The 26712-nt window shown below is 58.9% G+C and carries 22 protein-coding genes; 16 read left to right on the top strand and 6 right to left on the bottom strand.

Annotated features, from left to right (window positions below; all coding sequences use genetic code 11):
• Positions 1–272: 272 nt before the first annotated feature.
• The 5 genes from ACQZ6F_RS27085 to ACQZ6F_RS27065 form a co-directional block, all read right to left on the bottom strand.
• Positions 273–1637 carry a lanthionine synthetase LanC family protein gene (locus ACQZ6F_RS27085; protein ID WP_449094787.1) on the bottom strand — a complete coding sequence of 455 codons (1365 nt, stop codon included), beginning with the start codon at positions 1635–1637 and terminating at the stop codon, positions 273–275.
• The gene (locus ACQZ6F_RS27080; protein WP_449094786.1) at positions 1634–2560 is read right to left on the bottom strand and encodes a T3SS effector HopA1 family protein; all 927 of its coding nucleotides are present in this window, start codon (positions 2558–2560) and stop codon (positions 1634–1636) included. Before ACQZ6F_RS27080 ends, ACQZ6F_RS27085 begins: the two co-directional genes overlap by 4 nt.
• Before the next feature lie 134 nt (positions 2561–2694).
• Positions 2695–3813, bottom strand: a complete 1119-nt coding sequence (locus tag ACQZ6F_RS27075) for an aminoglycoside phosphotransferase family protein (RefSeq protein WP_449094785.1) — start codon at positions 3811–3813, stop codon at positions 2695–2697.
• Positions 3814–3975: 162 nt separating this feature from the next.
• On the bottom strand, positions 3976–4299 hold the full coding sequence (locus tag ACQZ6F_RS27070) for a hypothetical protein (RefSeq protein WP_068396662.1): 324 nt from the start codon (positions 4297–4299) through the stop codon (positions 3976–3978).
• A 935-nt stretch (positions 4300–5234) separates the two neighbouring features.
• Entirely contained in the window at positions 5235–6191 is a 957-nt protein-coding gene (locus tag ACQZ6F_RS27065; protein WP_449094784.1) for a bile acid:sodium symporter family protein, read from the bottom strand.
• A gap of 394 nt (positions 6192–6585) precedes the next feature.
• Between ACQZ6F_RS27065 and ACQZ6F_RS27060 the strand changes: the two genes are divergently transcribed.
• From ACQZ6F_RS27060 to ACQZ6F_RS27020, 9 genes are all read left to right on the top strand, one after another.
• Positions 6586–7611: a hydroxyacid dehydrogenase gene (locus ACQZ6F_RS27060; protein ID WP_068394903.1), complete on the top strand. Its 1026-nt coding sequence runs from the start codon at positions 6586–6588 to the stop codon at positions 7609–7611.
• 112 nt (positions 7612–7723) lie between these two features.
• Positions 7724–8662 (top strand): D-allose transporter substrate-binding protein, encoded by a 939-nt coding sequence (alsB, locus tag ACQZ6F_RS27055; protein WP_068394943.1) that lies wholly within the window; start codon positions 7724–7726, stop codon positions 8660–8662.
• 60 nt (positions 8663–8722) lie between these two features.
• On the top strand, positions 8723–10270 hold the full coding sequence (locus ACQZ6F_RS27050; RefSeq protein WP_449094783.1) for a sugar ABC transporter ATP-binding protein: 1548 nt from the start codon (positions 8723–8725) through the stop codon (positions 10268–10270).
• Positions 10270–11211 carry a D-allose ABC transporter permease gene (alsC, locus tag ACQZ6F_RS27045; protein WP_449094782.1) on the top strand — a complete coding sequence of 314 codons (942 nt, stop codon included), beginning with the start codon at positions 10270–10272 and terminating at the stop codon, positions 11209–11211. Before ACQZ6F_RS27050 ends, alsC begins: the two co-directional genes overlap by 1 nt.
• Positions 11212–11264: 53 nt before the next feature.
• Positions 11265–12329: a LacI family DNA-binding transcriptional regulator gene (locus ACQZ6F_RS27040; protein ID WP_449094781.1), complete on the top strand. Its 1065-nt coding sequence runs from the start codon at positions 11265–11267 to the stop codon at positions 12327–12329.
• 63 nt (positions 12330–12392) lie between these two features.
• Complete coding sequence (locus ACQZ6F_RS27035) at positions 12393–13526, top strand: Gfo/Idh/MocA family protein (protein ID WP_449094780.1); 1134 nt, start codon at positions 12393–12395, stop codon at positions 13524–13526.
• Positions 13527–13593: 67 nt separating this feature from the next.
• Positions 13594–14448 carry a sugar phosphate isomerase/epimerase family protein gene (locus ACQZ6F_RS27030; protein WP_449094779.1) on the top strand — a complete coding sequence of 285 codons (855 nt, stop codon included), beginning with the start codon at positions 13594–13596 and terminating at the stop codon, positions 14446–14448.
• Between the two features lie 22 nt (positions 14449–14470).
• The gene (locus ACQZ6F_RS27025) at positions 14471–15118 is read left to right on the top strand and encodes a nucleoside/nucleotide kinase family protein (RefSeq protein WP_449094778.1); all 648 of its coding nucleotides are present in this window, start codon (positions 14471–14473) and stop codon (positions 15116–15118) included.
• Positions 15119–15230: 112 nt separating this feature from the next.
• Positions 15231–16124, top strand: coding sequence for a sugar phosphate isomerase/epimerase family protein (locus ACQZ6F_RS27020; protein ID WP_449094777.1), 894 nt, complete (start codon positions 15231–15233; stop codon positions 16122–16124).
• Positions 16125–16336: 212 nt separating this feature from the next.
• Here ACQZ6F_RS27020 and ACQZ6F_RS27015 read toward each other — a convergent pair whose 3' ends face one another.
• Complete coding sequence (locus tag ACQZ6F_RS27015) at positions 16337–17590, bottom strand: ROK family transcriptional regulator (protein ID WP_077467628.1); 1254 nt, start codon at positions 17588–17590, stop codon at positions 16337–16339.
• Positions 17591–17829: 239 nt separating this feature from the next.
• Between ACQZ6F_RS27015 and ACQZ6F_RS27010 the strand changes: the two genes are divergently transcribed.
• From ACQZ6F_RS27010 to ACQZ6F_RS26980, 7 genes are all read left to right on the top strand, one after another.
• On the top strand, positions 17830–20406 hold the full coding sequence (locus ACQZ6F_RS27010) for an ATP-binding cassette domain-containing protein (RefSeq protein ID WP_449094809.1): 2577 nt from the start codon (positions 17830–17832) through the stop codon (positions 20404–20406).
• A complete protein-coding gene (locus ACQZ6F_RS27005; protein WP_077467626.1) occupies positions 20403–21413 on the top strand; it encodes an ABC transporter permease in 1011 nt (336 codons plus the stop codon). The genes ACQZ6F_RS27010 and ACQZ6F_RS27005 overlap by 4 nt, the downstream gene beginning before the upstream one ends.
• 53 nt (positions 21414–21466) lie before the next feature.
• Positions 21467–22471, top strand: coding sequence for a rhamnose ABC transporter substrate-binding protein (locus ACQZ6F_RS27000; protein WP_449094776.1), 1005 nt, complete (start codon positions 21467–21469; stop codon positions 22469–22471).
• 56 nt (positions 22472–22527) lie between these two features.
• The gene (locus ACQZ6F_RS26995; protein ID WP_449094775.1) at positions 22528–23292 is read left to right on the top strand and encodes a glutamine amidotransferase; all 765 of its coding nucleotides are present in this window, start codon (positions 22528–22530) and stop codon (positions 23290–23292) included.
• 247 nt (positions 23293–23539) lie between these two features.
• Positions 23540–24181: a dihydrofolate reductase family protein gene (locus ACQZ6F_RS26990; protein ID WP_449094774.1), complete on the top strand. Its 642-nt coding sequence runs from the start codon at positions 23540–23542 to the stop codon at positions 24179–24181.
• Between the two features lie 258 nt (positions 24182–24439).
• A complete protein-coding gene (locus ACQZ6F_RS26985) occupies positions 24440–25429 on the top strand; it encodes an AraC family transcriptional regulator (protein WP_449094808.1) in 990 nt (329 codons plus the stop codon).
• A 58-nt stretch (positions 25430–25487) separates the two neighbouring features.
• The gene (locus ACQZ6F_RS26980) at positions 25488–26696 is read left to right on the top strand and encodes an MFS transporter (protein WP_449094773.1); all 1209 of its coding nucleotides are present in this window, start codon (positions 25488–25490) and stop codon (positions 26694–26696) included.
• The last annotated feature ends 16 nt before the right edge of the window (positions 26697–26712 follow it).

Genomic DNA, 26712 nt, shown 5'->3' with positions numbered 1-26712 from the left:
ATGCAGCTTTGCAGAAACTTCTGATTTTCTATTCTTGGAGGCGTCTATGTTCGAGCCTCAATCTTAAAGTTCAGTCGATATGCAGCTTATAATTGTATATTGCCATCGACCGAACCCAGATGTGCTGCTGGAACGAGGCAGGCTCCAACAGGTGAGATGATCCGAAACAAGTATCTTTCGATGTGTCGCGCATTTTGAGACCCAAATCGCGAACGCGGTCGACCAATGCTGCGCGGATATCTCTTTGACCAGAACGCCGAAAGTTACGGCAATCACCTGATTAAGGTGTCCATGCTTTCCTCGGGCTTTGCTGGAACCATCCGCAGTGGTTGATTCAGGCAGAGAACGGAGGGAATGCCAGGGTTTCGCAAACGAAGAAGATGCAGTCCGATGCCGGCAATACCAACCATGAGACAAGGGCTGTATCCGCCACGCTGCAGGCCAGACGGCATTTGTTCGGGATGGCCATGCTCGTCGAGAACGGACCGAACGGTGGCGTTGACGCACGATCTTGCTTCGTCATCGTCAAAGGCCGTCGCCAGATCCAGGAGGATATCAGACAATCCCAGGACACCGTGGCACAGAGTGATATCCGAGCCCTGCGTGGCTCGGCGTTGAACAATGAAGGCTTGCGTCGTCTTCATCGCGATGCGAGCCATGCGCTCGTGATACGCTGCGCGTTCCGGATCAAGTTCCCGGGCATAGAGATGGGCCAATCCAATCCCTGGTGCTCCGTGGCACCACGCACCTCTGAACGTGCCAACGATCTTCCCATCGCGCTTCGAGTGCTCATATCGCGTGTCGATCCAGTTTCCTTCATCCGGGTTGAACAGCGCATCCTCAAAAGAAAAGGCCCCGCGGGCATGCTTGAGAAATGTCTCGTTGCCGGTTGCGCGATAAGCTCTCAATAGACCCAGCGCGAGCCCGGAAGCTCCGTGCGAGAAGCCGCTGAGCGGTGGCAATTCAAGCTCGACGCCATGAACCTTCTCGGGCGCCCAGAGGCAGATTTCATCATCTTTCCACTGCGCTTTGTCGACGATCTCTTGAGCACAATCGGATGCAAGTCCCAGGAATGCGCGTTGCTTCAGCACGTCGGCCAGATAAACGAGTGCGGGGATCGCACCTGCATTGCCGCCGATGACATCGAGGGAGTGATGAACGGACAATCCGCCCATGATCCTGTTTGTCAGGAAGAGGAATTCGTCCATGACGATGGTACGAAACTGCTGTGTATGGGACAGGATCTGTACGCCTGCATAAAGCAGGCCCAAACAGCCGGCATAGAAGGAAATCGGCGATGCGGGAAAATGGTTCTGCCGCATGTAGTTGACCGAACGCAGCCAGGCGGCGACGGCCGTTCTCTCATATCGCGCATCACCCGTCTCGGCGTAAAGCGCATCGAGATAAAGTGCGGTTCCCGCTGAGCCGGAATAGAGCTCCGGGCTCAAGGCTGCAGTTCTGCGCGAGTAACCCGCGATTTCCCTATCCTCGATGTCTCTGCGTCCCAGCCAGTTGCAGGCGAGTTCATCATCGCTCCAGTAGGCGGTGCGAACCAGCTGGTCGCCAATGCGGATCGCCGCATCCAGCAACTGGTCACGCGCAAGCGGCTCTGCCATGACCTTGGCAAATTGATTCATGTCAGTTTCTCCCAGACGGATGTTGCGGAGGCCAATGCTGCTTCGTACTGGGCCAGGTTGTTCTGGCGTGCATAGGGCCGCAGACTATCGAGCCCGGAGCGTTCGAAGCTCGCGTAAACCGATTGAGCCACCTGGTGCGTTTCGACCGGAGACGGGTTATCCAGAAGAGCGCCGGCCAGCAGCGTCGCGCGTGAAATGCCAAAGCTGGAGCCATCATCGGGATCCTCGGCAAAAGCCAGCCCCTTGGCGAGACGCCGTGCAAACAGAGGCACGCCATCCTTGAGGAGGGGGTCTATGACCCCATGCGTTGCCATGATCTCCGGTAGGGCCTCGGCCATTTGACAGGCACGCAAATAGAGCACGCCCGCGTCTGACCTGTTGTAGCCTGCCGGGTCGGCTATGACCTTGGTTCTGAAGTGAATGCGTCTTTGGTTCAGGCGGCGCGTGATTTCTGAGAGATACGGCTCAGCCGCTGTCGGCGTCAAATTGAAGTAGAAGCGAAGGAGCGGACCGCAGTCAGCGGGAATATCCAGGCGCGAGGCGTTGCCAAAAGCCATGTAGAAAGCCGGCATCATTTGGCGCGCTTCCTTGGGGATCCGAACGTAGCAGGATTGATCCTCCGAGCCTGCGGGAAGCCTCGGAACCACATCTTCTGGCCGAACCCAATACAGGATGCCATCCTTTCGAACGATCAGCTTGCTGCTTCCCTGTTCCTGCCCGAGCAGAAACCAGCCCTCCTGGAATGTGCCGGTTCCGTTATTCGCCTTTGAAAGTGAGGGAATGAAGTCGTTGGGGTCTAGGTTGGGACTGACGGGCGAGGGGGATGTCGCGGAATAAAGATTGTTATAAATATCCGTCATCAGGATGGTGCGGAAGCGCTCGATACCGGCATCAGCCGCATCCGGCCCGGCCGTCAGCTCCACTCCACGGGTCGGATCGAATACGCGAAGCTTGCTGATGTCTCGAACGATGCCGTTAAGCTCATATTCGGTGTCGGACAGAACTCGAACCGCGGTCAAAACCCTCAAAATATCGGGATGTACCAACTGGGACGTCATCAATGGATCCTCCCAAGTTCAATGCCGAACAGGCCGGAAGCGGCTTCCGTCGGCTTTTCGAGAATGCTCTTTGCAATGCCGAGTAGAATTCGGGCGATCGGCGGGATCTCATCGAATTTCGCTGCAATTTCGTAGCTCGTCTGAAAGATCCTGATCGCCGAGAAGATCACGACCTTGCCTAGCAACCGGGCTTCTTCGTCAGCGTTCTGGCCGCCATGAGCTATATAGCGATGCCAAAAGGTCTGCAGGCAGGGCTTGAGCCTCGTGATTGGGAAACCAGCGTTTCGGACCATGTCTTCGGGCGTCGCCATATCCGGCATGGAAATGGTCCACCAGAAGATAAAGTCCTGGAAAACCCCGGCAATATCCCAGGCCTTGTCGCCCTGCTGCACCAGTTCCCAATCGACGATGCGGATCTTGTCCGAGCCGATGTCCTCCAGATTGGGATCCGGTTGAACGAGAAAATTGTCCAGCTTCACATCGCCATGAATAACGCTGTTGATTTCCCAGGTTTTGGCCGCCGCTTCCCAGCGAAGCATGACATCGCTCATCGCCTGCAACTCGCGCAGATAGGCGAGGCCACCTGGGCGTATGTAGCCAAGGACATTCGGACTAGGCTTGTTCAGTTTGAAACCGAACGGCAGGTCGGTTGAGAGAAAGGCGATCTTGCCGTTGCCGCTTGTAACAGGCTGTTCAAATTCCCGGTGCAGCTCGGCCAACAGCCTCCCGACCTCTGAAATCGTACGCAGCGGAAGCCTGTCTGCGCCGCGCTGCTTATAGTAGCGCCAGAGAGGGATTGCCTCCCGGTAGAAGTCCAGGACCAGAAGCCCTTGCTCAAGGTTGGTATGGCGCACCGTCGCACAATCGACGCGAAAGGCCGGGCTTTCTCTCTCAAGGAACTCATAGAATCGTATTTCGGCCCTTAAAGTTTCGGCGCTTTCAGAATCTGGATCTGAAGGCTGCTTGATCAGGTAGTTCTCGGCCCTGTTCGTGGTCACCTGGATGTTGCGGTTGCGCCTGGTGAGGGTGGTCGCCTCAAAATCCCCGTACAAAATGGATGCTTTGGATATCAGGCCGAGTGAATCCAGCAGTTTGTCGATGGTATCAATCGAATACATTTGGTTAGGACCTCCAGGAGAGTTCAGGCCGCTTACGAGGCGTTCGCGAAGTAAGGACCCGATCGCGAGCGCAGGTGCCGAGTAGCGGGCAAAGAGCTGGTGGCAGCAAGCGTTGGGCTGGTGGAGAAAGCCCCGCGGCTTTCTCCACCGCAGTTTGGTCGATCAGGTTGAGCAGCCAGTCGTTGCAAGAATGATCCAGCAGCAATCATTGGCCTTGTTCGCCTGAGGTGCCGCGCTATGCAGTTTGGCGGTCGCCGCATCCGTGGAGCAGCCGGTGGTCGCCAGAACGATCCAGCAGCAATCATCGGCGACGCTCTGCCGGAGCGCCGACGAGGATTCGGCGGTCGCCGCGTCCGTCGAGCAACCGGTGGTCGCCAGGATAATCCAGCAGCAGCCGTTCGGCGCAGGCGATTTGGCTGCGGCGAAATCGGCAGTAGAGCATCCTGTGGTGGCCACAAGAATCCAGCAACAATCTTTGGTGGTCATATTGAGCACTCCCTATTGAGTTGTGGAACGATGGAAAGGCCATTGCCTTCACGACAAGACCTCAAGGCGTTTGATGGGCTTCGCGGTGCGGCAGGCTTTGTGATAAGCGGCTGCCATCCCGTGTCCCCATCAGCTCAGCGGCTCCAATGCGGAGGGGCCGCGCCAATCGTCAGTGGTTCTGACGTCAGGTCGAATGATTACCAATTGATTTTACTGGTAAATCGCCGTCGGTCCGATCGTCCTGAACAATGTGCGATCGGATGGAAACACCTGGCCGTGATTGTATCGTGATTTTTTTGTTTCGCGTGGCCCAGCCCCAGCGATCACTTCGCGCTGGGCCAGTTCCTGGCGAAATCAGCAACTGGCCGTTGGATGCTTGACCGCGAGCTCTTGGGCTTAGCGAGTGATCCCGAAATCCCGATCTCGCGCCACGTGAGTGATACTGATAGCGCTTAAGCTCTTCTGAACAAGACCGGCGGAACGATCATGCCAAGTGGGATTTGGCAGTGAGCGCAACCCAAGCTGCTTCAATGATATAGCGATACCAAGGCAGATGTGCTGACCCAGCTCGACGGCATTGGCGTCGAGTGCGGGACATAAGGTTGCCGTCATCGTCGATGGTCCATCGATTATTTTAATGTCGGACGCGTGTTTTGGCAGTCCGGATATCTGGCACGCCCACAAGCTCTCTCAATAGGGATCAGCGTTATAAATCTGTCCGGCAGAAGTATCGGGTTTATGAAATGGACGGGATGTCGCGGTAGCGATTGACAGCCCGGTGATCTGGGTCAGCAGCGAGATCCGTTGCTCGTGGCAAGTCGTCTCGCCGGTAGCTACCCGCAGCCTGTGGATTTACGGACCGGTTAGGGCAAATAGAATGCAAAGGCTGCGATATCTGGTTGCAGTCGGCGGGGTCTAAAAACGGCGGCTGGCGGTCATGAGCGAGCTTCCACGGTCGTAGCCACATCCTCCGTCCGCCTTGAGAAATAATTGGCGATCAGCGCGCCCGAGATATTGTGCCAAACGCTGAATATCGCGCTGGGTACGGCGGCAATGGGCGAGAAGTAGGCCGTCGCAAGGGCGGCGCCGAGACCGCTGTTCTGCATGCCCACCTCGATCGCCAGCGCCTTGCGCTTCGGCAATGAAAGGCCGAAAAGCTTGGCGGCAAAATAGCCGAACAAGTAGCCAAAGCCATTGTGCAGGACGACGATCACGAAGATCAGGAGGCCAGATTGGGCAATCGCGCCCTTGCTGGCGCCGACCACTGCCGCGACGATGAGAACGATACCAACGACGCTGACGATCGGCAGCAACGGCATCGCACCTTTGACAACGCCGGGAATGAGCTTCTGGAAGATGAACCCCAGGGCCAGAGGCAGCAGGATGACCTGCACGATGCTGATGAACATGGATAGCGGATCGACCGGCAGGTATTGGCTTGCAAACATCCAGACCAGGAACGGCGTGACAATCGGCGCAGCGAGCGTGGTGACGCTGGTGCAGGCGACGCTCAATGCCACGTCGCCCTTGGCAAGGTAAGTCATGACGTTACTCGAAGTCCCGCCCGGGCAACATCCGACGAGAATGACGCCGGCGGCGACTTCCGGCGGCATCGGGATAATTCTTGTGAGGATAACCGCGATCGTCGGCATGATCAGAAAATGCGCGAAGACGCCGATGGCCACTTCGAACGGGCGTTTCAGCAGCTCCCGAAAATCGTCGATCGACAATGTCAGGCCCATGCCGAACATGATGATCCCGAGCAGCCAGACGATGTAAGGTGCAACATGCTTGAACACATCAGGCAGGAAGAAGCCGAGAACGGCAAACACGATGACCCAGAGCGCGAAGGTCCTGCCTACGAAGGTGGAAAAAGATGCAAGTGCTTTCATGGTATCCTCACAGTGGTCGTTTCCGCTTTATTCCCGTGAGGCAGGCTGTCAAGCGGCCTGAGACCGGGACCGGTTCCGCGCGCGAAATTTGGATGAGGCGATGCTTTTCTGCATATGCCGGCTAAGTTCCCATTCAAGAGATTCACGGGCCACGTTTCGTTCGGCTTTCGCGGCTTCGTCCGCACGTTGAACTAACGGGTGCAGTCGCTGGCCGAAGCGATGGAGGAAGTTTCCCGTTGCATGTGATCGCATCCAGCGGACTTGGTGCGGTAAAGCGGCAGATCCACGCATCGTGAAGCTTGCCATGATGTCGTTTTTCCAAAGGTCCGGCATAAAAGCCTCTTGAAGAAAATCGTTTTTCTGATACGACTCCCCGACATCAGAGGGAGGCATCATGAGCCGCAATATCATTCTCGTCGATCCGCTGCCGCGGACTGTCGATCTCATTATGGAGCCGAGCGTCAAGGCGAGGCTGCATCAACTCGGTGATGTCGTTATCTCCGAGGATCGGCAGATGCCTGCCGATCAGGTCGATGAACTTCTTCCTGATACCGTGTTGATTTTCGGCCAGACCGACATGCCGAAGGAACGTCTTGATCGCGCGCCGAGACTGAAGGCGATCATCAATGTCGAATCCAACTTCATGCCCAATATCGACTATCAGGCCTGTGTTGAGCGGGGCATCTGGGTCATTACGCCGGCGTCTGCCTTTGCGTCACCCGTTGCGGAATCCTCTCTGGCCATGGCCTTGGATCTGGCTCGCGGCATTACGCAGGCTGATCGGGATTTTCGCCAGGGCATCGAGCAGTATGGTCTTGCGGGCAACACAGATACCTTCCGCTTTGCCGGTGCGTCCGTCGGCATCGTCGGTTTCGGAGATCTTGGGCGCCAGCTGCGAGAACTGATCCGGCCGTTCCGCAATCATGTCCGGGTTTTCGATCCCTGGCTGCCGAATGAGATCATCGAGCGGGCCGACTGCGTTCCGGTCGGACTGGACGAGGTTCTTTCGCAGAGCCAGGTGGTTTTCGTCTTTGCAAGCGTGACGAGCGAGAATGAAGGTTTCATCGGTGCGCGCGAATTTGCCATGATGAAGCCGGGGGCTGCCTTCCTGTTGATGAGCCGCGCCGCTGTCGTCGACTTTCCGGCGATGTTGGCCGCCGCTGCTTCCGGGCATATTCGCGTCGCGACAGACGTGTTTCCCGAGGAGCCCGTTGCGGCTGATGATCCGGTTCGCTCTACGCCGGGACTTCTCTTGTCCGCGCACAGGACGGGCGGCACGCAGGATGCGCTATATGCGCTTGGCTCCATGGCGGTCGCGGATGCCGAGCTGATCATGAAGGGCCTGCCGCCGCAGCTTTGCCGGCGAGCCGATCCCGCCACGGCAGCTCGACTGAAGTCGAAGCCGGTGTCGGTGACCTGAGTAAGGGAATTTATATTTTAGAAAATCGATTTTCTAGATCGGGGAATGGTCCCCAAACCCGGTGTTGGATACCGGGCGCGGCGAAGCCGTGATTTATCGGAGGAGAATGATCATGAACAGGATGAAGCTTTTTGCCGCGGCCGCAATCGCGGCGACCGCACTTTTTAGCAGCGTTCAGGCCCAGGCCGCCGACTATGCCGTCATCTTGAAGACGCTCGCCAATCCCTATTGGCAGGACGTCCAGAAGGGCGTGCAGGCGAAGGCCAAGGAGCTCGGCGTTGAGGTCGACATCTTCGCGTCGCCGTCGGAAGACGATACGCAGGCACAGCTGCAGCTGTTCGAAGATGTCCTGAACCGCAACTACAAGGGCGTCGCGTTCGCGCCGATCTCGTCGGTGAACCTCGTGCAGCCGGCAGCGAAGGCCTACAAGGCCGGAATCGCGCTCGTCAATATCGATGAGCAGATCGACATGGCGGCTCTCAAGCAGGCGGGCGGCAATGTCGAAGCCTTCATCACCACCGACAATGTTGCCGTTGGCAAGAAGGGCGCCGACTTCATCATCGGCAAGCTCGGCTCTGCCGGTGGTGAAGTTGCCATTATCGAAGGCAAGGCGGGTGTCGCCTCGGGTGAAGCCCGCAAGAGCGGGGCCACTCAGGCCTTCCAGAGCGCAAAGGGTGTCAAGCTGGTCGCGAGCCAGCCGGCCGATTGGGACCGCCTCAAGGCCCTCGATGTGGCCAGCAACATCCTGCAGTCTTCGCCGGATCTGAAGGCATTCTATTGCGCCAACGATACGATGGCGCTCGGCGTCGTTCAGGCCGTGCAGAATGCCGGCAAGGCGGGCCAGGTCATTGTTGTTGGAACTGACGGTGCGCCGGAAGCAAGAGATTCCGTCAATGCCGGTCGTCTGACGGCGACGGTTGCCCAGGATCCGCAGAAGCTCGGCGCAGACGGTCTCGAACTTGTCGTCGCAGCCGCCAAGAAGGGTTCGCTGACGCCGGTCGATACGCAGGCAAAGCAGGTCGCCGTCGACTCCGTGCTCGTCACCAAATAACGCCAGGCCGCCGCGGACTAAACCAACCGCGGCGGCATCTCTCCCGTAAGGAGTATGGCCATGGAGAATGGCGAAAAGACCTTGAAAACTTCGATCGTCAGGATGAGAGGGATTGAGAAGTCCTTCGGCGGCATTCGCGCGCTGAAGGGTGTCGATCTCGATATCCATGCAGGAGAAGTTCATGTCGTGCTCGGTGAGAACGGCGCGGGCAAATCCACCCTGATGAAAGTGCTGTCCGGCATCTATCAGCCGACCGCCGGGACGATCGAGATTGACGGTAACCCGTTCTCGCAGTTGACACCGGCGGATGCCTCGGAAGCCGGCATCTCCATCATCTATCAGGAACTAAGCGTCATCAACGAGCTCTCGGCTCTCGAGAACCTGTTCGTCGGGCGCCTTCGCACCAAGCGGCGTTTCGGTTTTCCGATGATCGACTGGAAGAGAATGGAGACGGAAGCCCGGGCCATTCTCTCGCAGCTTGGTCTCGACATAAATCTTCGGCGACCCGTCGCCGAGCTTCCGATCGCTCATCGGCAAATACTCGAGATCGCCAAGTCGCTGATGGGCAAGGTCCGGGTTTTGGTCATGGACGAGCCGACCTCGTCGTTGACCAAAATCGAGGTCGACCGCTTGCTCGATCTCGTTCGCAAGCTTCGGGAGCAGGGCATGGCGATCCTGTTCATTTCGCATAAATTCGATGAAGTACGTGCCATCGGCGATCGCTTCTCGGTCTTGAAAGATGGCAGTTCCAACGGCACCGGCCTGATCGCCGAGCACACGAATGACGACCTGATCCGCATGATGGTGGGTCGCGTCGTACAGCAGAAATTCCTTTCGTCCCATCCAATCGATCGAACCGGGTCGCCGGTGCTTGAGGTGCGCAATGTCACTTCCGCCGATCGCAAACGCGTCAGGGATGTCAGTTTCGACGTCCATCATGGTGAGGTCTTCGGTTTTGCCGGGCTGATCGGGTCCGGTCGGACGGAATTGATGAATTGCCTGTTCGGCGCCGAAAAGCGAGCGTCCGGATCCATCGTTCTCAATGGGCGGGATATCACTCCGCGTAACCCTTTGAGGGCGCTGAAGAGCGGCATGGCCTATATCACCGAAAGCCGCAGGCAGACCGGCTTCATGCCCAACTTCACGATCATGGAAAACACCGTCGTGTCCGCGCGCGTCAAGGCATCTCCGCTGCGCGGCGCTCTGGGGCTTGTCTCGTCGCGGGCCGACAGGGCGCTTGCCGAGCGCGAAAGCAAGCGACTGGCCGTCAAGGCCCGGTCCGTCGACCAGCTCGTAACGGAACTGTCGGGAGGCAACCAGCAAAAGGTGCTGGTTGGCAAGTGGATGGCGACGAACCCCGAGGTCTTCATCTTCGATGAACCGACACGCGGGATCGATGTCGGTGCCAAGGCAGAAATCTACGCGATCATTCGAAAGCTGGCTGACGAGGGCAAGGCCGTCATCGTCGTTTCCTCCGAGCTGCCTGAGATTCTTGCCGTCTGCGACCGGATCGCGGTGTTTCGCGCCGGCTCGATCGGCGGCCTCGTCGAGGGCGCCACCGCCAATGAGGAAATGCTTCTACAATATGCAATCGGAGGAGTTGCCTGATGGGCCGCCTTGAAAAATTCTGGGAGACCTACGGTACTCTCTGCATACTCATCGTCATCCTTGTGCTTTTCAGCATCCTGTCGCCGGCGTACTTCCTGCGCAAGGATAATCTGGTGCAGATCGTTCTCCAGAGCTCGATCACGATCCTTCTTGCCCTGGGTGAGTTTTTCCCGATCCTGATCGCCGGCATCGATCTTTCCGTCGGCTCCATCCTGGCACTTGCGGGTATCGTGACAGGCAAGCTGCTGCTGATGGGTTTCGATCCCTGGCTTGCCGTGCTGATCGGCGGCGCTGGCGTCGGCATTCTGCTTGGAGCCATCAACGGCCTTCTGGTCAATTTTACCGGATTGCATCCTTTCATCATCACGCTCGGCACCAATGCCATCTTCCGTGGCGTCACCTTGATCATCTCAGGTGCAACGCCGGTCTTCGGCTTCCCCTATGCCTTCACGGACGCGCTGACAGGCTCGCTATTCTACGTTCCGGTGCCGATCATCGTTGCGCTCGCAATGGCGCTGATCCTCTGGTGGATGACCCGGCAGACCCGTCTTGGAAGGAACATATACGCGGTCGGTGGAAACAAGGAGGCGGCGTTCTTTTCGGGGATAGACGTCAAGTTCCATACGCTGATGGTTTTCATGATCTCGGGGCTTTGTGCTGGGCTTGCCGGCGTTCTCAGCACCGCACGCCTCGGCGCGGCGGAGCCTGCTGCGGGAACCGGTTTCGAGACCTTCGCCATCGCCTCGGCCATCATCGGCGGAACGAGCTTCTTTGGTGGCAAAGGGAAAATTCCCTCCGTCGTCATCGGCGGCCTCATCATCGGCACGATCAGCAACGGCCTCAATCTTCTGCGTGTTCCGACTTTCTACCAGCTCGTGGTCATGGGTGGCCTGATCATCCTTGCGGTCTCGCTGGACCGGCTGATCGGTACGCGCCGCTGACGCCGTCTTTGATGCCGGGATAGGGATCGTTATGATCGGAGGAATCAACGAGAATGGCGAGAGTGAACATGGCAAATAGCGGCGCGAAGAAGGCTCCGACGATCAAGGACGTGGCGGCTCTTGCCGGCGTCGCTCCTGGCACGGTTTCGAACGTCCTCACCGGAAAGAAGCTGGTGGCGGAGCCTTTGCGCAAAGCTGTGTTCGATGCCATCGCAACTCTCGACTACCGGCCCAATCACCTCGCCTCCAGCCTTCGATTCGGGAAAACGAAAACCATCGGGATCGTCGTCCCGGACCTGACCAACCCGTTCTTTTCCGGGCTGGTCAAGGAGCTTGAACTTCGGGCCCTGAAATCGGGATTTCAAACCCTGTTGATGAGCAGCCACGAAGAGGTCGCGGAAGAGAAGGAGAGGATAAAGGCGCTCGTGTCTCGCCAGGTCGATGGTTTGATCATCTCGTCGAGCGGCGATTCAATCGATCCGTCCCCGAATTCCAGCATCAACGGCGTGCCGACGGTCCTCGTCGACCGCGCTTTTACGGTCGAGGGGTTCGATACTGTGTCCGCGGACAATGAACAGGCTGCATTGACGGGAACACAGCATCTCATCGATCTCGGCCACAAACGCATAACCTTTCTGGCGACGGCACTTGGCCTCGGCAACATGGAGGAGCGTGTATCGGGCTACCGCAAGGCGATGGCTGCGGCAGGTTTACCGGACGCCAATGTCGTCTATGGAGGGCTGACGATCGAGAGCTGCCGGAGTGCGCTGGAGCAGGAGCTGAGGCGCGCGGATCGGCCGACCGCGATCTTCGCCTCCGCCTATGTGGCGACGCTCGGAGCAGCCAAGGCGATCAGGGCGGTCGATCTGGCGTTTCCGAACGACGTATCCTTGCTCGGCTTTGACGACTCCGATTGGATGACCGTTTTGCGACCCTATGTCAGCACGATCGAGCAGCCCTTGGAGGAACTCAGCGAGGCTTGCTGGGAGATGCTGCAACGGCGCATGAAGAAGCGCGACAGTCCGATGGCGCACAAGCGTGTCACCTGCGCCTTGAGAGCGCGTGAATCCACCCGCAGGGTTGTTCGCAAGCCTGTTCAACCTCCACCCGAAAACTAGCTGTACACGCCGATGACCGTGCGCAGCGACGGCCCTTGGCGATCGCCTTCAAAAGGATATGAGATGACAAGAATTCGACTGGGCATGGTCGGTGGTGGCAGGGGTTCATTTATCGGTGGTGTTCATCGCATCGCCGCACGGATGGATGGATTATACGACGTCGTTGCCGGCGTCTTTTCCTCGGATGCCGAACGCAACAAGGGTTCGGCCGAAGATATCGGCGTTGAAGCCTCGCGTGCCTACGGCAGCATCGAGGACATGATCCGCGGCGAGCAGGCAAGGGTTGATGGCATAGAGGCGGTCGTCATCGCGACGCCGAACCATCTCCATTTCGAAGCCGCCAAGGCGTGCCTCGAGGCGGGCCTGCACGTCATCTGCGACAAGCCGGTCACCGCGACGCTCGAAGACGCGATCGAACTTGAAAAGATTGTTGGCCGGACAGGCAAGCACTTCTTCCTGACGCATAATTATACCGGCTACCCGATGGTCCGTCAGATGCGTGACATGGTCGCCGCCGGTGAGTTGGGAGAGATCAGAACCCTTCATGCCGAATATGTTCAGGATTGGCTGACGGAGCCGATGGAGCATCGCGGGGCAAAGGGCGCAGAGTGGCGCACTGACCCTTCGAAATCCGGCGCAGGCGGATCGATCGGCGATATCGGCACCCACGCCTACAATCTATCCAGTTTTGTGCTGGGTCGCCGCCCCTCGCATCTTCTGGCTGATCTCTCGTCCTTCGTTCCCGGACGTCGGCTTGACGATAACGCATCGATCCTTCTGCGCTACGAGAATGGCGCCAAGGGCACGATGTGGGTGAGCCAGGTTGCGGTCGGCAACGAGAACCACTTCACGTTCCGGGTTTACGGCTCCAAGGGCGGCCTCGAATGGGAGCAGGAAGATCCGAACCGGCTCTGGTTTACGCAATATGGCAAGCCGAAGCAGCTCCTCACCCGAGGCGGCGCGCAGGCGACCTCCGGCAATACGGACTCGATCCGGATACCTGCCGGCCATCCCGAAGGTTTCCTTGAGGCCTTCGCCAATCTCTATCGTGACGCGGCGCTGGTGCTTCGTGGCAAGGCGACCGACAGGAAGCTCTCGCTCCCCGGCATAAGAGAAGGCGTGCAGGGGTTGGAGTTTGTTGACGCCTGCGTTCGGTCGTCGTCGGCGAACGGTGCATGGGTGGACGTGCTCGCATGACGCTGCCGGCAGATACGACATCGCGAGCGATCGTTTCGCTCCATGACGCAATACAGGAAAAGAAGATATGACTGTACAGGGGTTTGGCATTCACGCCGCCATGTGGACAATGACCTGGGACCGCGCCGGCGCGGAGCGGGCGATTGTCGGTGCGGCAAAACACAAGGTGGATCTGATCGAGATTCCCCTGCTTGACACGCCTTCCGTCGACGCACGGCATACGCGCGCACTGCTGGATCGGCATGGCATCCGCGCGGCCTGCTCGCTTGTGTTACCACAGCCGGCCTGGGCATCTATTCGCCCGGATGCGGCGATTGCGCATCTCACGGCCGCGATGGACAAGGCAGCTGAAATGGGCGGCGAGGCCCTAACGGGCGTCACCTATGGCGGCACGAACGAGCGCACGGGTTTTCCGCCGACGCAGGGCGAGTACGATAATCTTACGCGTGCGCTGGAAACCGCCGCCAGACATGCGAAGAAGCTCGGTATCCAGTTGGGTGTCGAGGCCGTCAACCGCTATGAAAGCCATCTGATCAATTCGGCCGAGCAGGCCGTTGCGCTGGTCGAGCGTATCGGCATGGACAATGTCTTCGTTCATCTGGACACGTTCCACATGAACATTGAGGAGAAGGGCGCCGCCAACGGCATTATCGTTGCACGCGACCACCTCAAATACATGCATATGTCCGAGAGCGATCGAGGAACGCCGGGTGCCGGCAACGTCCCTTGGGATTCGATCTTCACGGCACTTTCGGCCATCGGCTTCAAGGGCGCGCTGACGCTCGAAAGCTTCGTGAGCATGCCGGCTGAAATGGCGGGCGACATCTCGACCTGGCGTCCGGTAGCCCGCGATGCGGAAGAGGTTTTGGATCATGGTCTTGGGTTCTTGCGCGGCAAGGCTGCGCAATTTGGCTTGAGCTGACAGCGGCAGGATCGGAGTTGCTTTGACCACATTAGAAGAAAATGCCCGCGAGATCGCCGAGATCGCCACGCAACGGTTTACAGCCGGCGGCGGCCGGAGAGTGCTCGTCGCCATCGCCGGTGCGCCGGGTTCCGGTAAGTCTGCGGTTGCCGAGCGCATCGTTGAGCTGATCGCCGGCAATCACGACATCAGCGCGGCTTTGTTCCCGATGGATGGCTATCACTATGACGACGCCGTTCTCAAGCAGATGGGCCGCCTTGCCTATAAGGGCGCCATCGACACGTTCGATGCGCATGGCCTGCGCCACATGCTCAATCGCCTGAAGGCGAATGAAGACGATCTCGTCGCGGTGCCTGTGTTCGATCGATCGATCGAGATTTCCCGGGCCGGCGGCAGGCTCATTCCGAAGTCAACGGATATCATCGTCTGTGAAGGAAACTACTTGCTGGCTCGGCAGGCTCCCTGGGACAGGCTGAAGGACATCTTCGACTTCACCGTCTTCGTCGATGTTGGCGAGGCGGAGCTGCGCGAAAGATTGCAGGCTCGATGGCGCAGCTATGGCCTCGATCCGAGCGAGATCGACCGCAAGGTCGAGGAGAACGATTTGCCGAACGGACGCGCGATCATGCAGGGAAGCGCTGATCCCGACCTCCGTATCGACAACAATTGAGCCATCCGGCTGATCGCAGCTGAGGCGATCCACCGACACATCAACACCGCAACCCGGAAAACGAAGGTTTCCGGGAAGCAAGATCTTTTGTGCAAAAACTAGGAGCATTACCATGAACAAATTGGGTGTACACGCCTTGGTCTGGGAAAAGGGCTGGAGCCACGACGAATGCGAACGGGCGATCGCCAAATCGGCCGAGGTCGGATACGACTTCATCGAAGCACCGGCGCTCGATCCAAGCTCCATCGATATCGACTTCACGCGCCGGGCGCTGGAAAAGCATGGCATCGGCATCAACTTCTCGCTCGGCCTTGATGCCGATACGGATATTTCGAGCGGCGATATCGAGAAGGGCAAGCGCGGCAAGGCAAAGCTTGTGGAAGCGCTGACGCTTGCGCGCGATGCCGGCGCAACGCATGTCTGCGGAATTCTGCACTCCGCATTCCAGAAGAGCAGCGTTCCGACGACGGCGGCCGGCGTTGCCATGTCTGTCGACATTCTGGGACAGGTCGCGGAAATCGCCGCAAAGAGCGGCATCACGCTCGGTCTCGAAGTGGTGAACCGCTACGAATCCAACGTTCTCAACACCGCCTCGCAGGGTGTTGAGCTCTGCAAGCGCATCGGCGCCGATAATGTGAAGGTGCACCTCGACGTCTACCATATGAACATCGAGGAATCCGATGTTCCCTCCGCGATCAAGGATACCGGCAGCTATCTCGGATATTTCCACACTGGTGACTCCCACCGTGGCTATCTCGGCTCCGGCACGATCGACTTGGCCGGCGTATTCCGCGCGCTCGTCGCCTCCGGCTATACCGGTCCGATTACCTTCGAAAGCTTCTCGTCCCGCGTCGTGGGCCAGCCGCTGGAAGGCATTCTCGGCATCTGGCGCAATCTCTGGGAAGACGGCTACGATCTGGCGTCCCACGCGCTCATGTACACGCGCGCCCAGCTGAAGTCTGCGACGGAAACACTTCGCCAAGTAGAACGGAGCCGGCTGCCATAACGGCGCAGACCAATGATTATCCGTTGCGAGGTCGACACTCGCAACGGGCTTTCTTATCGAAACGCGGCGATATCTTAAGGGCGCTAGGCTGAGGGGTGCGCAAGGCGTTGCTATTGGTCAAATGCATTGCCGGACAGGCGTAATCTAGAGGTGACCTCACCATGTTGCCTTGCGTGCTGTACGCGAACGAGCAACATCGACGTCTGTACAGTTTATCCACCTCGCCGGTTGAATTCGGAGCCGATCATGAGCGGCTTCTTGTCGAGCCCCTTTTTCATCAGGACTCCGGTATCCGGGCCGAACATCGCGTAAATCGGCATCAGGCTTGCTCCCAGGGCCGAGCCGCGCGCGCCGAGGACCCCTGCGCTGATAACCGGGGCAATAAGGCCTGGTGGTATCATCTCCGCGAAACAGCGCTTGATCCGTTCGACGGTATCCGCAAGCAGGGCTTGCGGCAGCAATCCGTCAATAACCACGGCTTCGACGTCGACAACCGAGATGCTTCCGATAAGCGCCTGCGCCAATGCATCAGCACAATCCTCTTGCCATTCGGAAACAAGCTTTTGCGCCGCTGCCGGCATGGGATCGAGATCACGGACCCGGGTAATATCGAAACCGTTGAATCTCAGATGATGAACGAGGGTAAAAATAGAAGCGCGGTGGAGCAGGACGTCGAATTTCCCTGGAGGTTTCGGGACGGAATTCAGTGTCGAGTACGTCACCGGAAATGGGCCGAATGCCGCCGTGTTGCCGTTCGGGCCGGTCTGCAAGGTGCCGTCGAGAACAAGGCCGCCGCCGACAAAGGTGCTGAGCGATATGTGCAGGAAATCGGAATATTGCTTGCCCAGGCCATAGACCAGTTCGGCAACCGCTGCCGCAGACGCATCGTTCTCGATCATCACGGGAAGATCCTGGCTTTCGGCGAAATGCGACCTCAGATCGAAGGTACGCCACTCCATCTGCACGTCGGATGGAAAGCCCAGTTCCTCATCCCATCCGCCGATGAAATAGGGCGCCGAGATGCCGATCCCGATGAGGCGCTTCTGACCTTCCCTGCCAAGTTGGGTTCTGAAGCGGGCGATTGCTGCGTCACCAAGTTCCTTGATGCCGACCGGATTGGGGTGATCATATTCGTGTGTCTCGAAGGCAACCGTCTCGCCGGAAAAATCCGTCAGAATCGCATCCATCGCCCGACGCCCGACGTGAAGGCCAATGGAATAGGCTCCGTCTTTCGCAAGCCCATACATCGCAGACGGTTGGCCCTTGCCGCCAAAACGCTTTCCATTTTCAACAAGATAGCCGCCGGCCACGAGGGCATCGACGATCGTCGCGACGGCGGGCGGGGTGAGGTGCGCGAACCTGGCGATTTCTGCTTTCGAGGTTTCGCCAAACCGGCGAACGGCGTCGAGAACGACGCGCTCATTGTAGTGGCGTAACTGAACAGAGTTACTGCCTTTGCCCGCCATTTGCCTGCTCCCACATCTCGAAAACTTGCCCTGATGCGTTCTTTTACGCGCCGCCTGTCGATTGTCAAAAAGACCTTTACGACTGCTCTTGACGGACTTCAACAACAATTATAGTAAACTGCTTTAATAAATACGCCAAAGGGAGCTGGCGTGTCGAAAGAGACTTGGTGAGGACCCACAAATGATTTCCTGCAAGAGCCAGGCCCCGCATTCCCGCAGCGATACCAGCGGTGTTGACCATGCTTGAGGCGGCACCCCTCTCGTCTGTGAGCTCGTTGCCGAACAGCGATGGTGTCGTTGCATCGCTTGCCGGCGTCACGAAGATATTCGGCGGCACGGTCGCCGTGTCCGACGTCACCATCGAGCTTCGGGCGGGGGAAGTCCTTGCTCTGCTTGGAGAGAATGGCGCGGGCAAGAGCACCTGTGTGAAGCTGCTTGCGGGCGTCCACAGGCCTGACACGGGCGCCGTCCTCATTGGTGGCCAGCAAAAGCGGTTTTCGTCGCCGCTTGAAGCGCAGCATTCCGGCGTTGCCGTCATGCACCAGCATCCGGGGCTCTTTCCCGATCTGAGCATTGCCGAAAACCTCTTCATCGGACAGACCGGCACGAAGTGGAAGCTCGACTACAGTGCCATGCAGGCAGAGGCCGCGCGGCTTCTGAGGACTATTGGCCTCGATGCCGACGTTTCCCAGCCTCTTGGCAAGTTGCGGACATCGGAACAGCAGCTGGTGGAAGTCGCCCGCGCCCTGTCGCTCGATGCCCGCGTGCTGATCATGGATGAACCCACAGCCGCCCTGTCGCAGCGCGAGGTCGAGCGTCTATTCGGCGTGGTGGACGGGTTGCGCAAACGCGGCGTCGCCATGATGTTCGTCGGGCACCGGATGGATGAAATCTACCGCGTCGCCGACCGGATTGCCGTTCTGCGCGATGGGCGCCTCGTCGGCACGGAACTGACGGCGGATCTATCCCGCGAGCGTGCCATCCAGATGATGGTCGGGCGGTCGCTTGACGGACTGTATCCGCGCCACACCGCGACACCAGGCAATGTCGTGCTCGAGGTCAACAACCTCACGCGAAAGGGCACCTTCGAAGATATCTCGTTCCAGCTGCGGGCAGGAGAAATCCTCGGCTTTGGCGGCCTCGTCGGAAGCGGTCGCACCGAGATCGCGCGGGTGCTCTTCGGCATTGATCAACCCACGTCAGGCACGATCGCGATCGATGGCAATGCTGTCCGCTTCGGGTCGGCAAGCGCCGCCATGGAGCAAGGTATCGCCTATGTCTCGGAGGATCGTATCGGCCAAAGCCTGGTCATGGATTTCTCGATCCTCAACAATGCCTCGCTGACAGTTCTCGACGAGGCAACCAGCGGCGGGATGATGTCGCGCTCGAAAGAGCTCAAGCTTGCCGAGCCGTTCCTCGATCGGCTGCGTCTTCGTTTCAGCTCCTACGGACAGCCGGTCAGCTCCCTGTCGGGCGGCAATCAGCAGAAGGTCGTCCTGTCAAAATGGCTGGCGACCAAGCCGCGGATCCTCATCCTCGACGAGCCGACACAGGGCATCGATGTCCAGGCCAAGGCGGACGTCCATGCAATGATGGCCGATCTTGCCAGCCAAGGCATGGCGATCATCCTCATCTCGTCGGAGTTGCCCGAATTGCTCGGAATGTCCGACAGGATGATCGTCCTGCGTGAGGGGCACATCTCGGGAAGGTTCGAGCGCGACGAGGCAACGCAGGAAAAGGTCATTGGCGCTGCGACCGACTCCGTCGTTCAGAAGGTCGATGGCGACCTCGTCGCCAAGCCGGTCCATTCGGGCATCGAGCATGTCGAGCTTCAGTCGCAGCAAAGCCTTCTGAGGCAAATATTCTCGCGCCGAGAATTCGGGCTCGTCGCTGCGATGCTTGCGGTGATCATACCCATATCGATCCTGAATATTCGCATGCTGAGCGGCGCGAACCTTTCCGCCTTGGCCATGGATGCCGGTTTGCTGGTGATCGTTGCCATCGCCCAGATGCTGGTGCTGATTACCCGAAGCATCGATCTGTCGGTGGCTGCCATCATCGGCCTTGCCGCCTATGGCGCCGCCTCGACCCTGCATGCCCATCCCGAGATCGGGGTGGCCGGCGGCGTCCTGCTCGCCTGCGGCATCGGCCTGGTCGCAGGCACGGTAAACGGATTGATCATTACCTACGGAAAGGTGCCGGCAATCGTCGTGACGCTGGGGACGATGTCGGTCTTCCGCGGCTTGAACAGCATTTGGGCTGGCGGCACGCAAGTGAGCGCCGATCAGGTTCCGCAATCCTGGCTGGACATGACCAGCGCCAATATCCTCGGTGTCCCGGCGATCCTCCTGATAGCCATCGCCACGCTGCTGGTTGCCGGTTACATCCTCCGCTACACCTCGCTTGGCCGCGAACTTTTTGCGATCGGCTCCAACCCGGATGGTGCCCGGCTGATCGGCATACCCGCCAGGCCGCGAATCCTGCTGGCCTTTGCGGCGGCAGGTCTGCTGGCGGGCTTCGACGGCGCGTTGTGGGCGTCGCGTTACGCCACCGTCGATGCCCGCGTCGCCTATGGCTTCGAACTCACCGTTATCGCAGCCGTCGTCGTCGGCGGTGTCGCGGTGCGCGGCGGTTCGGGGACGGTGCTTGGCGTTGCCGCCGGTGCTCTGCTGCTGCTGGTTATCAATAACGGCCTGACACTGGTGCGCGTCGATCCGCTTTGGCTGCAGGGCGTCTACGGCCTCGTCATTCTTGTCGCCATCGGCATCGACGCCTATGTCGCCCGCCGCGCGTCCCGTGGAGGTGCGCATTCATGACAGACACATCGAAGCACAAGACGGACTTCGTTGCCCGCATCGGCAACTGGGACAATTTCCTTGCCGCCATCACCATCCTTGTCATCCTTTACGCGATTTTTGCCGTGCCGAACTTCGCTTCGACATTCAACATCTCGCAGGCCGTGGCCGGGATTTCCGAACGGGCACTGATCGTCCTGCCGATGGTCTTTCTGATCATTGCCCGTGAGATTGACCTTTCGGTCGGCAGCACGCTTGCGCTCACGAGTGTCGTCTTCGGCTTGCTGACGCAGGCGGAGTTTCCCCTTTACCTGGCTATTCCGCTGACCTTGCTTGCGGGTGCCGCTTGCGGAGCGTTCAACGGAATTCTGGTCACGAAGCTCGGTCTGCCGTCGCTTGTCGTAACCTTGGGTACGATGGCGCTCTTTCGAGGCATCGGCTACATCCTGCTCGGCTCGGACTCGATCAACGATTTCCCGGACAGCTTTCTCGATTTCGGTATCAACACGGTGGGCGATACGCCTGTTCCGTGGACGATCGTGCCCTTCATCTTGCTGGCGCCGCTGTTTGCGATTGCTCTTCAGAAGATGCCGCTCGGACGCCGGATCTACGCCATCGGCGGCAGCCCGGAAGCGGCGCGCTATTCAGGCATCCGCCTAGCCCGCACGGTGCTCGGCCTGTTCATCACCTCCGGTGTCGTCTGTGCAGCAGCGGGCATGGTCTATGCCGCGCGTCTTGCCAATGCCCGCGCCAACAATGCGCTGGGCATCGAGCTTGATGTCATCACCATAGCTCTTCTTGGCGGCATCAGCGTTTTCGGAGGCAAGGGCAAGCTGACGGGTGTGCTCTGGGCGCTCCTGCTGTTTGCCACCATCCGCAATGTGCTAGGCCTGCTGCAGATCGGTGGCGATGCGCAGGGGACCGTCATCGGCCTTCTTCTGATTGTCTCGCTACTCGCCAGCAATGCGGCTGAGCGGATCTTTGCCAGCGTCAGAACCTATTACTTCAAGCCAAAGGCAAACGAGTAGCCTCCGGCGGCTCGTCTGTTCATTCAAGCCGGATTTTAAGAGGAGGAAACCACATGAAATCCAAGATTTTGACATCGATACTTCTTGCCAGCACCCTGATTGCGAGCGTTGCAACGGCAAGCGCGGAGGATTGCGCGAAGGCTCCCGTGACCGTCGGCTTCCTGCCCAAGCTCGACACGGATCCGTACTTCCAGGTCGCGCAGACCGGTGCCGAAGAGGCTGCAGGCGAGATCGGCGGCAAGGCGATCAAGCAGGCGCCTTCGCAGGCAACCGCCGAAGCGCAGATCGACTTCATCAACAATCTGGTGTCACAGAAGGTCGGCGTTATCGCCATCTCAGCCAATGATGCAAATGCCGTTGCCCCTGCTCTTCGCCGCGCCGAAAAGCAGGGCGTCAAGATCGTCTCCTACGATTCTGATGTGGCGACGAACGCACGTACGGTGTTCCTCAATCAGGCCGCCGGCGACAGCCTCGCCGAGATGATGCTGGAGTCTATGGGTCAGCTCATCAACTATGAGGGCGATTTCGCTATCCTGTCCTCCACGCCGACCGCTGCAAACCAGAACGCCTGGATTGCCTTCATGAAGAAGAAGATGGAAGGTGACAAGAAATACGCCAAGATGAAGCTCGTCCAGGTCGCCTACGGCCAGGAGAGCGAGCAGGTCAACCAGCAGCAGGCACTTGGTCTTGCGCAAGCATTCCCCAACCTCAAGGGTATCATCATCCCGGCCGGCATCGGTCTGCCGGCGGCGGCGCGCGCCATGGATCAGGCCGGTCTTCTGGGCAAGATCAAGCTCACCGGCCTTGCACCTGCGACGTTGATCAAAAAGTACATCCAGGATGGCTCCGTCCAGGATATCTGGTGGAACGTCAAGGATCTCGGATATCTGACCTATTATGCGGCTCAGGCCGTCGCGCAATGCAAGGTCACCGGCAAGGAAGGCGAAACATTCACCGCAGGTCGCCTTGGATCGTATAACGTCGGAGCAAAGGGCGAAGTCCTGCTCGGGCCAGCCAAGATCGTGACGCCGGCGAATATCGAAGAATTCAAATTCTGATACGCTTCGGGCAACGCCACTCAGGCGTTGCCCTCTCTTCCATAGAAGGATTTATCATGAAGCCGGTATTGCTCGCGGGCGAGACCTTTCACGTCACGTCGTTTGCCTCTAAGGGCATGGAGGTTGGCGCCTCGTCCCGATACTTAAACGGCGCAACGCGCTATATCGAGGCGCTCGCAGCCCAGGGCATAGATGTCGTTCAGATCGGTGGCGAACGATGCGAGGCAGAATTCCCAAGGTCACTCGAGGCACTCGGTCAATACTCCGCTGTCGTCATCTCGGATGTGGGTGCGCTGTCGCTGCTTTATACGCCAGAAACCAGAACGGGGCAGCGCTCGATCAATCGTCTGGAATTGCTCCGCCACTGGGTGGAGCAGGGAGGGGGCTTGATGATGGCCGGGGGCTACACAGGTTTCCAGGGCATGGATGGTTCCGCAATGTTCCATGGCACGGCCGTTGAAGACTGCATGCCTGTCGAGATCAGCCCCCATCCGGACGGGCTGGAGGCGCCTGAGGGACTTGACCCTTTGATTGTTGACGCCATCCATCCGGTGCTCGCAGGACTGAAGTCTTCAATCCCTTTCGTCCTCGGCATGAACCGTGTTGTTGCAAGGATGAATGTCGAAACGGCGATGCTGATCCATTGCATCAATCGCGGGCGAGAGCTGCCGCTTCTCACCGTACGCGACTATGGCGCCGGACGATCGCTTGCCTGGATGACAGATATCGGTCCTCACTGGCTGTCGGATGAATTCATGCGCTGGGATAGCTATGACATACTGATGGCCAATATGGTTCGTTGGCTCGCCCGCGAAATTTGATCGGGGCACCGATCGTACGGGACGATAACATGCTGGCCAAGAACCGGCGAAGTGCCTTGATAGCTCTCCTGCCATCAGGGTTCTGTACCGTCGCCGCAGGTATTCCCAAGCCTCATTCGGCACTATCGAAAAATTTTTTGGAAATTGTCGGCTCCCGACAATCCCAATCGTCCTGCAGGATAGAGTTGACCGCAATGCGCCGGTGCGGATCTCTGCCCTTATGGAGTCGGTGCGGATGGAGGTACGAATGACTAAAGTAAAGGTTTCTGGGTTCAGTGTCTCGCTTGATGGTTTCGCTGCGGGTATTGACCAGGGTCTGGAGCGCCCGCTTGGTCTGCGAGGCGAGGAGCTTTTTCAGTGGTTTTTCCCGACGCGGGCGTTTCGTCAGATGCTCGGAAAAGGCGACGGAGAAACCGGCCTTGATGACCGGTTCGGCCATCGCGCAATGGAGGGTTTCGGTGCCTTCATCCTCGGCCGCAACATGTTCGGGCCCATTCGCGGCGAATGGCCGGATGATCAATGGAAGGGCTGGTGGGGTGACAATCCGCCTTATCACGCACCGACTTTCATACTGACACACTATCCAAGACCATCAATCGAGATGCTCGGTGGGACGACATTTCACTTTGTCACCGGTGGCATTGAGGAAGCGTTGCAAAAAGCCCGGGAGGCGGCAGGCGCGAAGGACATCAAGATTGGTGGCGGCGCCAACACCGTGAGGCAATATGTTCAGGCCGGCCACGTCGATGAAATTCACCTTGCCTTTTCTCCCGTCGCGCTCGGTCAAGGAGAACCGCTCTTTAGCGGCATTGATCTTCACGCCCTGGGATATCGGACAGTCGAGCATGTTCCGACTGAGCGGGCCACACATATTGTTCTGGCCAAGTAGAAACGGAAATTGATGGGCTGGGCCCTTGTGAGGTGCCGGTTTTTACCGACCATCTCCGGCATCTGCTATTGAGCCGGAGCGGAACCTTGGTGCTCGACCGCTCAAGTCCGGCCCCTACTCCATTCGAATTTGAACACATCAGCCCGCCATACTCTGTTGGGCTGATGTGGAATGCTTGACCTCAATAAACGGATCAGGAGCAGTGCCAAGCGATTGTCTCCCCTTGCTGGTCGGACGTTCGGCATATATATTGGCAAAATGCCTATCAGTTCATCCGAAGCATCTGCACACCAAAACATTCCGATGGATGCACTAAGCGAAGTCTTGCAAGACTTTCGGCTGAGCGGCGTGAACTATGGTCGCTGCGAACTCCGGGATCCTTGGAGCATCGCTTTTCCGCAACAGGCGTTTCTTCGCTTTCACTTTGTCAGCCAGGGCCCGTGCTGGATCCATACCGAAGCAGAGGGTTGGCAGGAATTGCGCAAGGGCGATCTGGTGCTGCTTCCGCAAGGCACCGCTCATCGGCTGGCGAGCGCGCCTGATGTTGTGGGGGATTCGCTCGATGGTTGCCAGGTAACGAACCTTGGGAGCAACGTGTGCGAAGTGGTGCGGGAAGGAACTGGCGCGGCAAGCACCCTTTTCTGCGGCTCCATGGCTTTGGGAGCCTGTGCGCTGAACCCCCTGATCACGCTGATGCCTCCCATCATCAAGGGCTGCGACGTGGCCGGCCATGACCCGATCGTAGGTCCGTTGCTCGCGGCCATGACCGAGGAAGCCGCGCAGCCGCAGATGGGCAGCGCCACGATCCTGTCGCGAATGGCCGACCTGCTGACAGCCCGGCTCATCCGCTGCTGGGTCCATTGCACGGGAGCCTCGACCACAGGCTGGCTTGCCGCCATCCGCGATCCCCATATCGGCCGCGTCCTTGCAGCCATGCACCGAGATCCGGGCCACAACTGGACCCTCGAAAGCCTCGCCGGCTTGGCAGGTCAATCACGTTCGATTTTCGCCGAGCGCTTCAGCGCTGTCCTGGGCGAAGGACCGGCCCGTTATCTCGCGCGTCTTCGCATGCAGCTTGCCGGGGAGCTGTTGGGCCAAAACGGCATGTCGGTCGCCGAGGTCGCGGCTCGTTTGGGCTATGAATCCGAAGCATCCTTCGCTCGCGCGTTCAAACGCATCACCAACGTCTCGCCAGGTGTTGTGCGTCGCACAATTTCCGGACGAACAGACATGAATTTCGGATTTTAAGATACATTTCATCCGGTAAGATTGGTCTATGAAGATATCCAAATCTTGGAGATCTTCGATGACGGATACAACAATACAGCTTGATGGCGCGGCGGAAGACCTTGATGCCATCGCGCCGGTCGCGTGGAGCGCGAAGACATGGTTCGCCGTCCTTTCACTGGCGGCCACCAGTTTTGCGCTGGTGTCTGCGGAATTCTTGCCGGCAGGCCTGCTGACACCGATGGCGCGCGATCTCGGCATCAGCGAGGGAACCGCCGGGCAGGTCGTCACCGCGACGGCTTCCGTCGGCGCCGTGACCGCCTTGTTGAGCAATGTTCTTATCGGCAAATTGAATCGCAAGACGGTGCTGGTCGCCCTCAGCGCCCTGGCAATCGGTTCCAATATCCTGGCAACGGTGGCGACCGATTTCTGGTTGCTATTGTTGGCCCGGGCAGGGCTCGGTATCGCCATCAGCTCCTTCTGGGCACTTTCAGTTGCAGTCGTCGCGAGACTGGTGGGCGCCAATGCAACGGGCCGGGGCATGGCAATCGTCACCCTCGGCGTCTCGCTCGCCACCATCGCTGCGCCGTCGATGGGTGCGTTGATCAGTGACTGGTTGGGCTGGCGCAGCGCCATGGCGATTACTGCGGGACTGGCTGCGATCGCCATGCTGCTGCAACTCCTCAGCCTGCCGACCTTGCCTGCAACGACAAGCAACAGTCTTGCCGATGTCTTCAGACTAACGCGGCGTCGTGGGATTCAGCTCGGTATGCTTGCCATCCTTGTGCTGATGACGGGGCATTTCGCCGGCTCGGTCTATGTCCGCCCCTTCCTCGAGCACGTGACGCTCCTGACGACTGGCCCGATTGCTCTGGCATTGCTCGGATTCGGCATCGCTGCCGTCATCGGCAACATCGCCGGTGGTCGCATGGCCGATACCAATATCCACATGGCCCTCGCAGTCACGTCAGCATTGATGGCACTTGCGGCGCTCGCTCTGGTGCTTTGGGGCGCCCATATCGGCGTTGCGTTCGGCTTCGCTACGCTTTGGGGCTTTGCCTTCGGCATGGCACCTGTGGTGCTGCCGACCAACTTGTCCCGCGCGGCGACAGATGCGCTGGAAGCAGCAGGCAGTCTGATGGTCGTTTCCTTCCAGGTCGCCATCACCATCGGCGCGGTTGTCGGCGGCTATGTCGTGGACACCTATGGCCCAACCGGACCCTTGGCTCTGACCGCCGTGCTCGCCGCAGCGACCCTCGCGCTGGCGCTGGTGCAACCTCGCAGCTGATCTCCGCCTCTGGCGG

The organism is Rhizobium sp. A22-96 (assembly GCF_053521805.1).
This window is presented reverse-complemented; position numbering and strand designations above follow the sequence as displayed.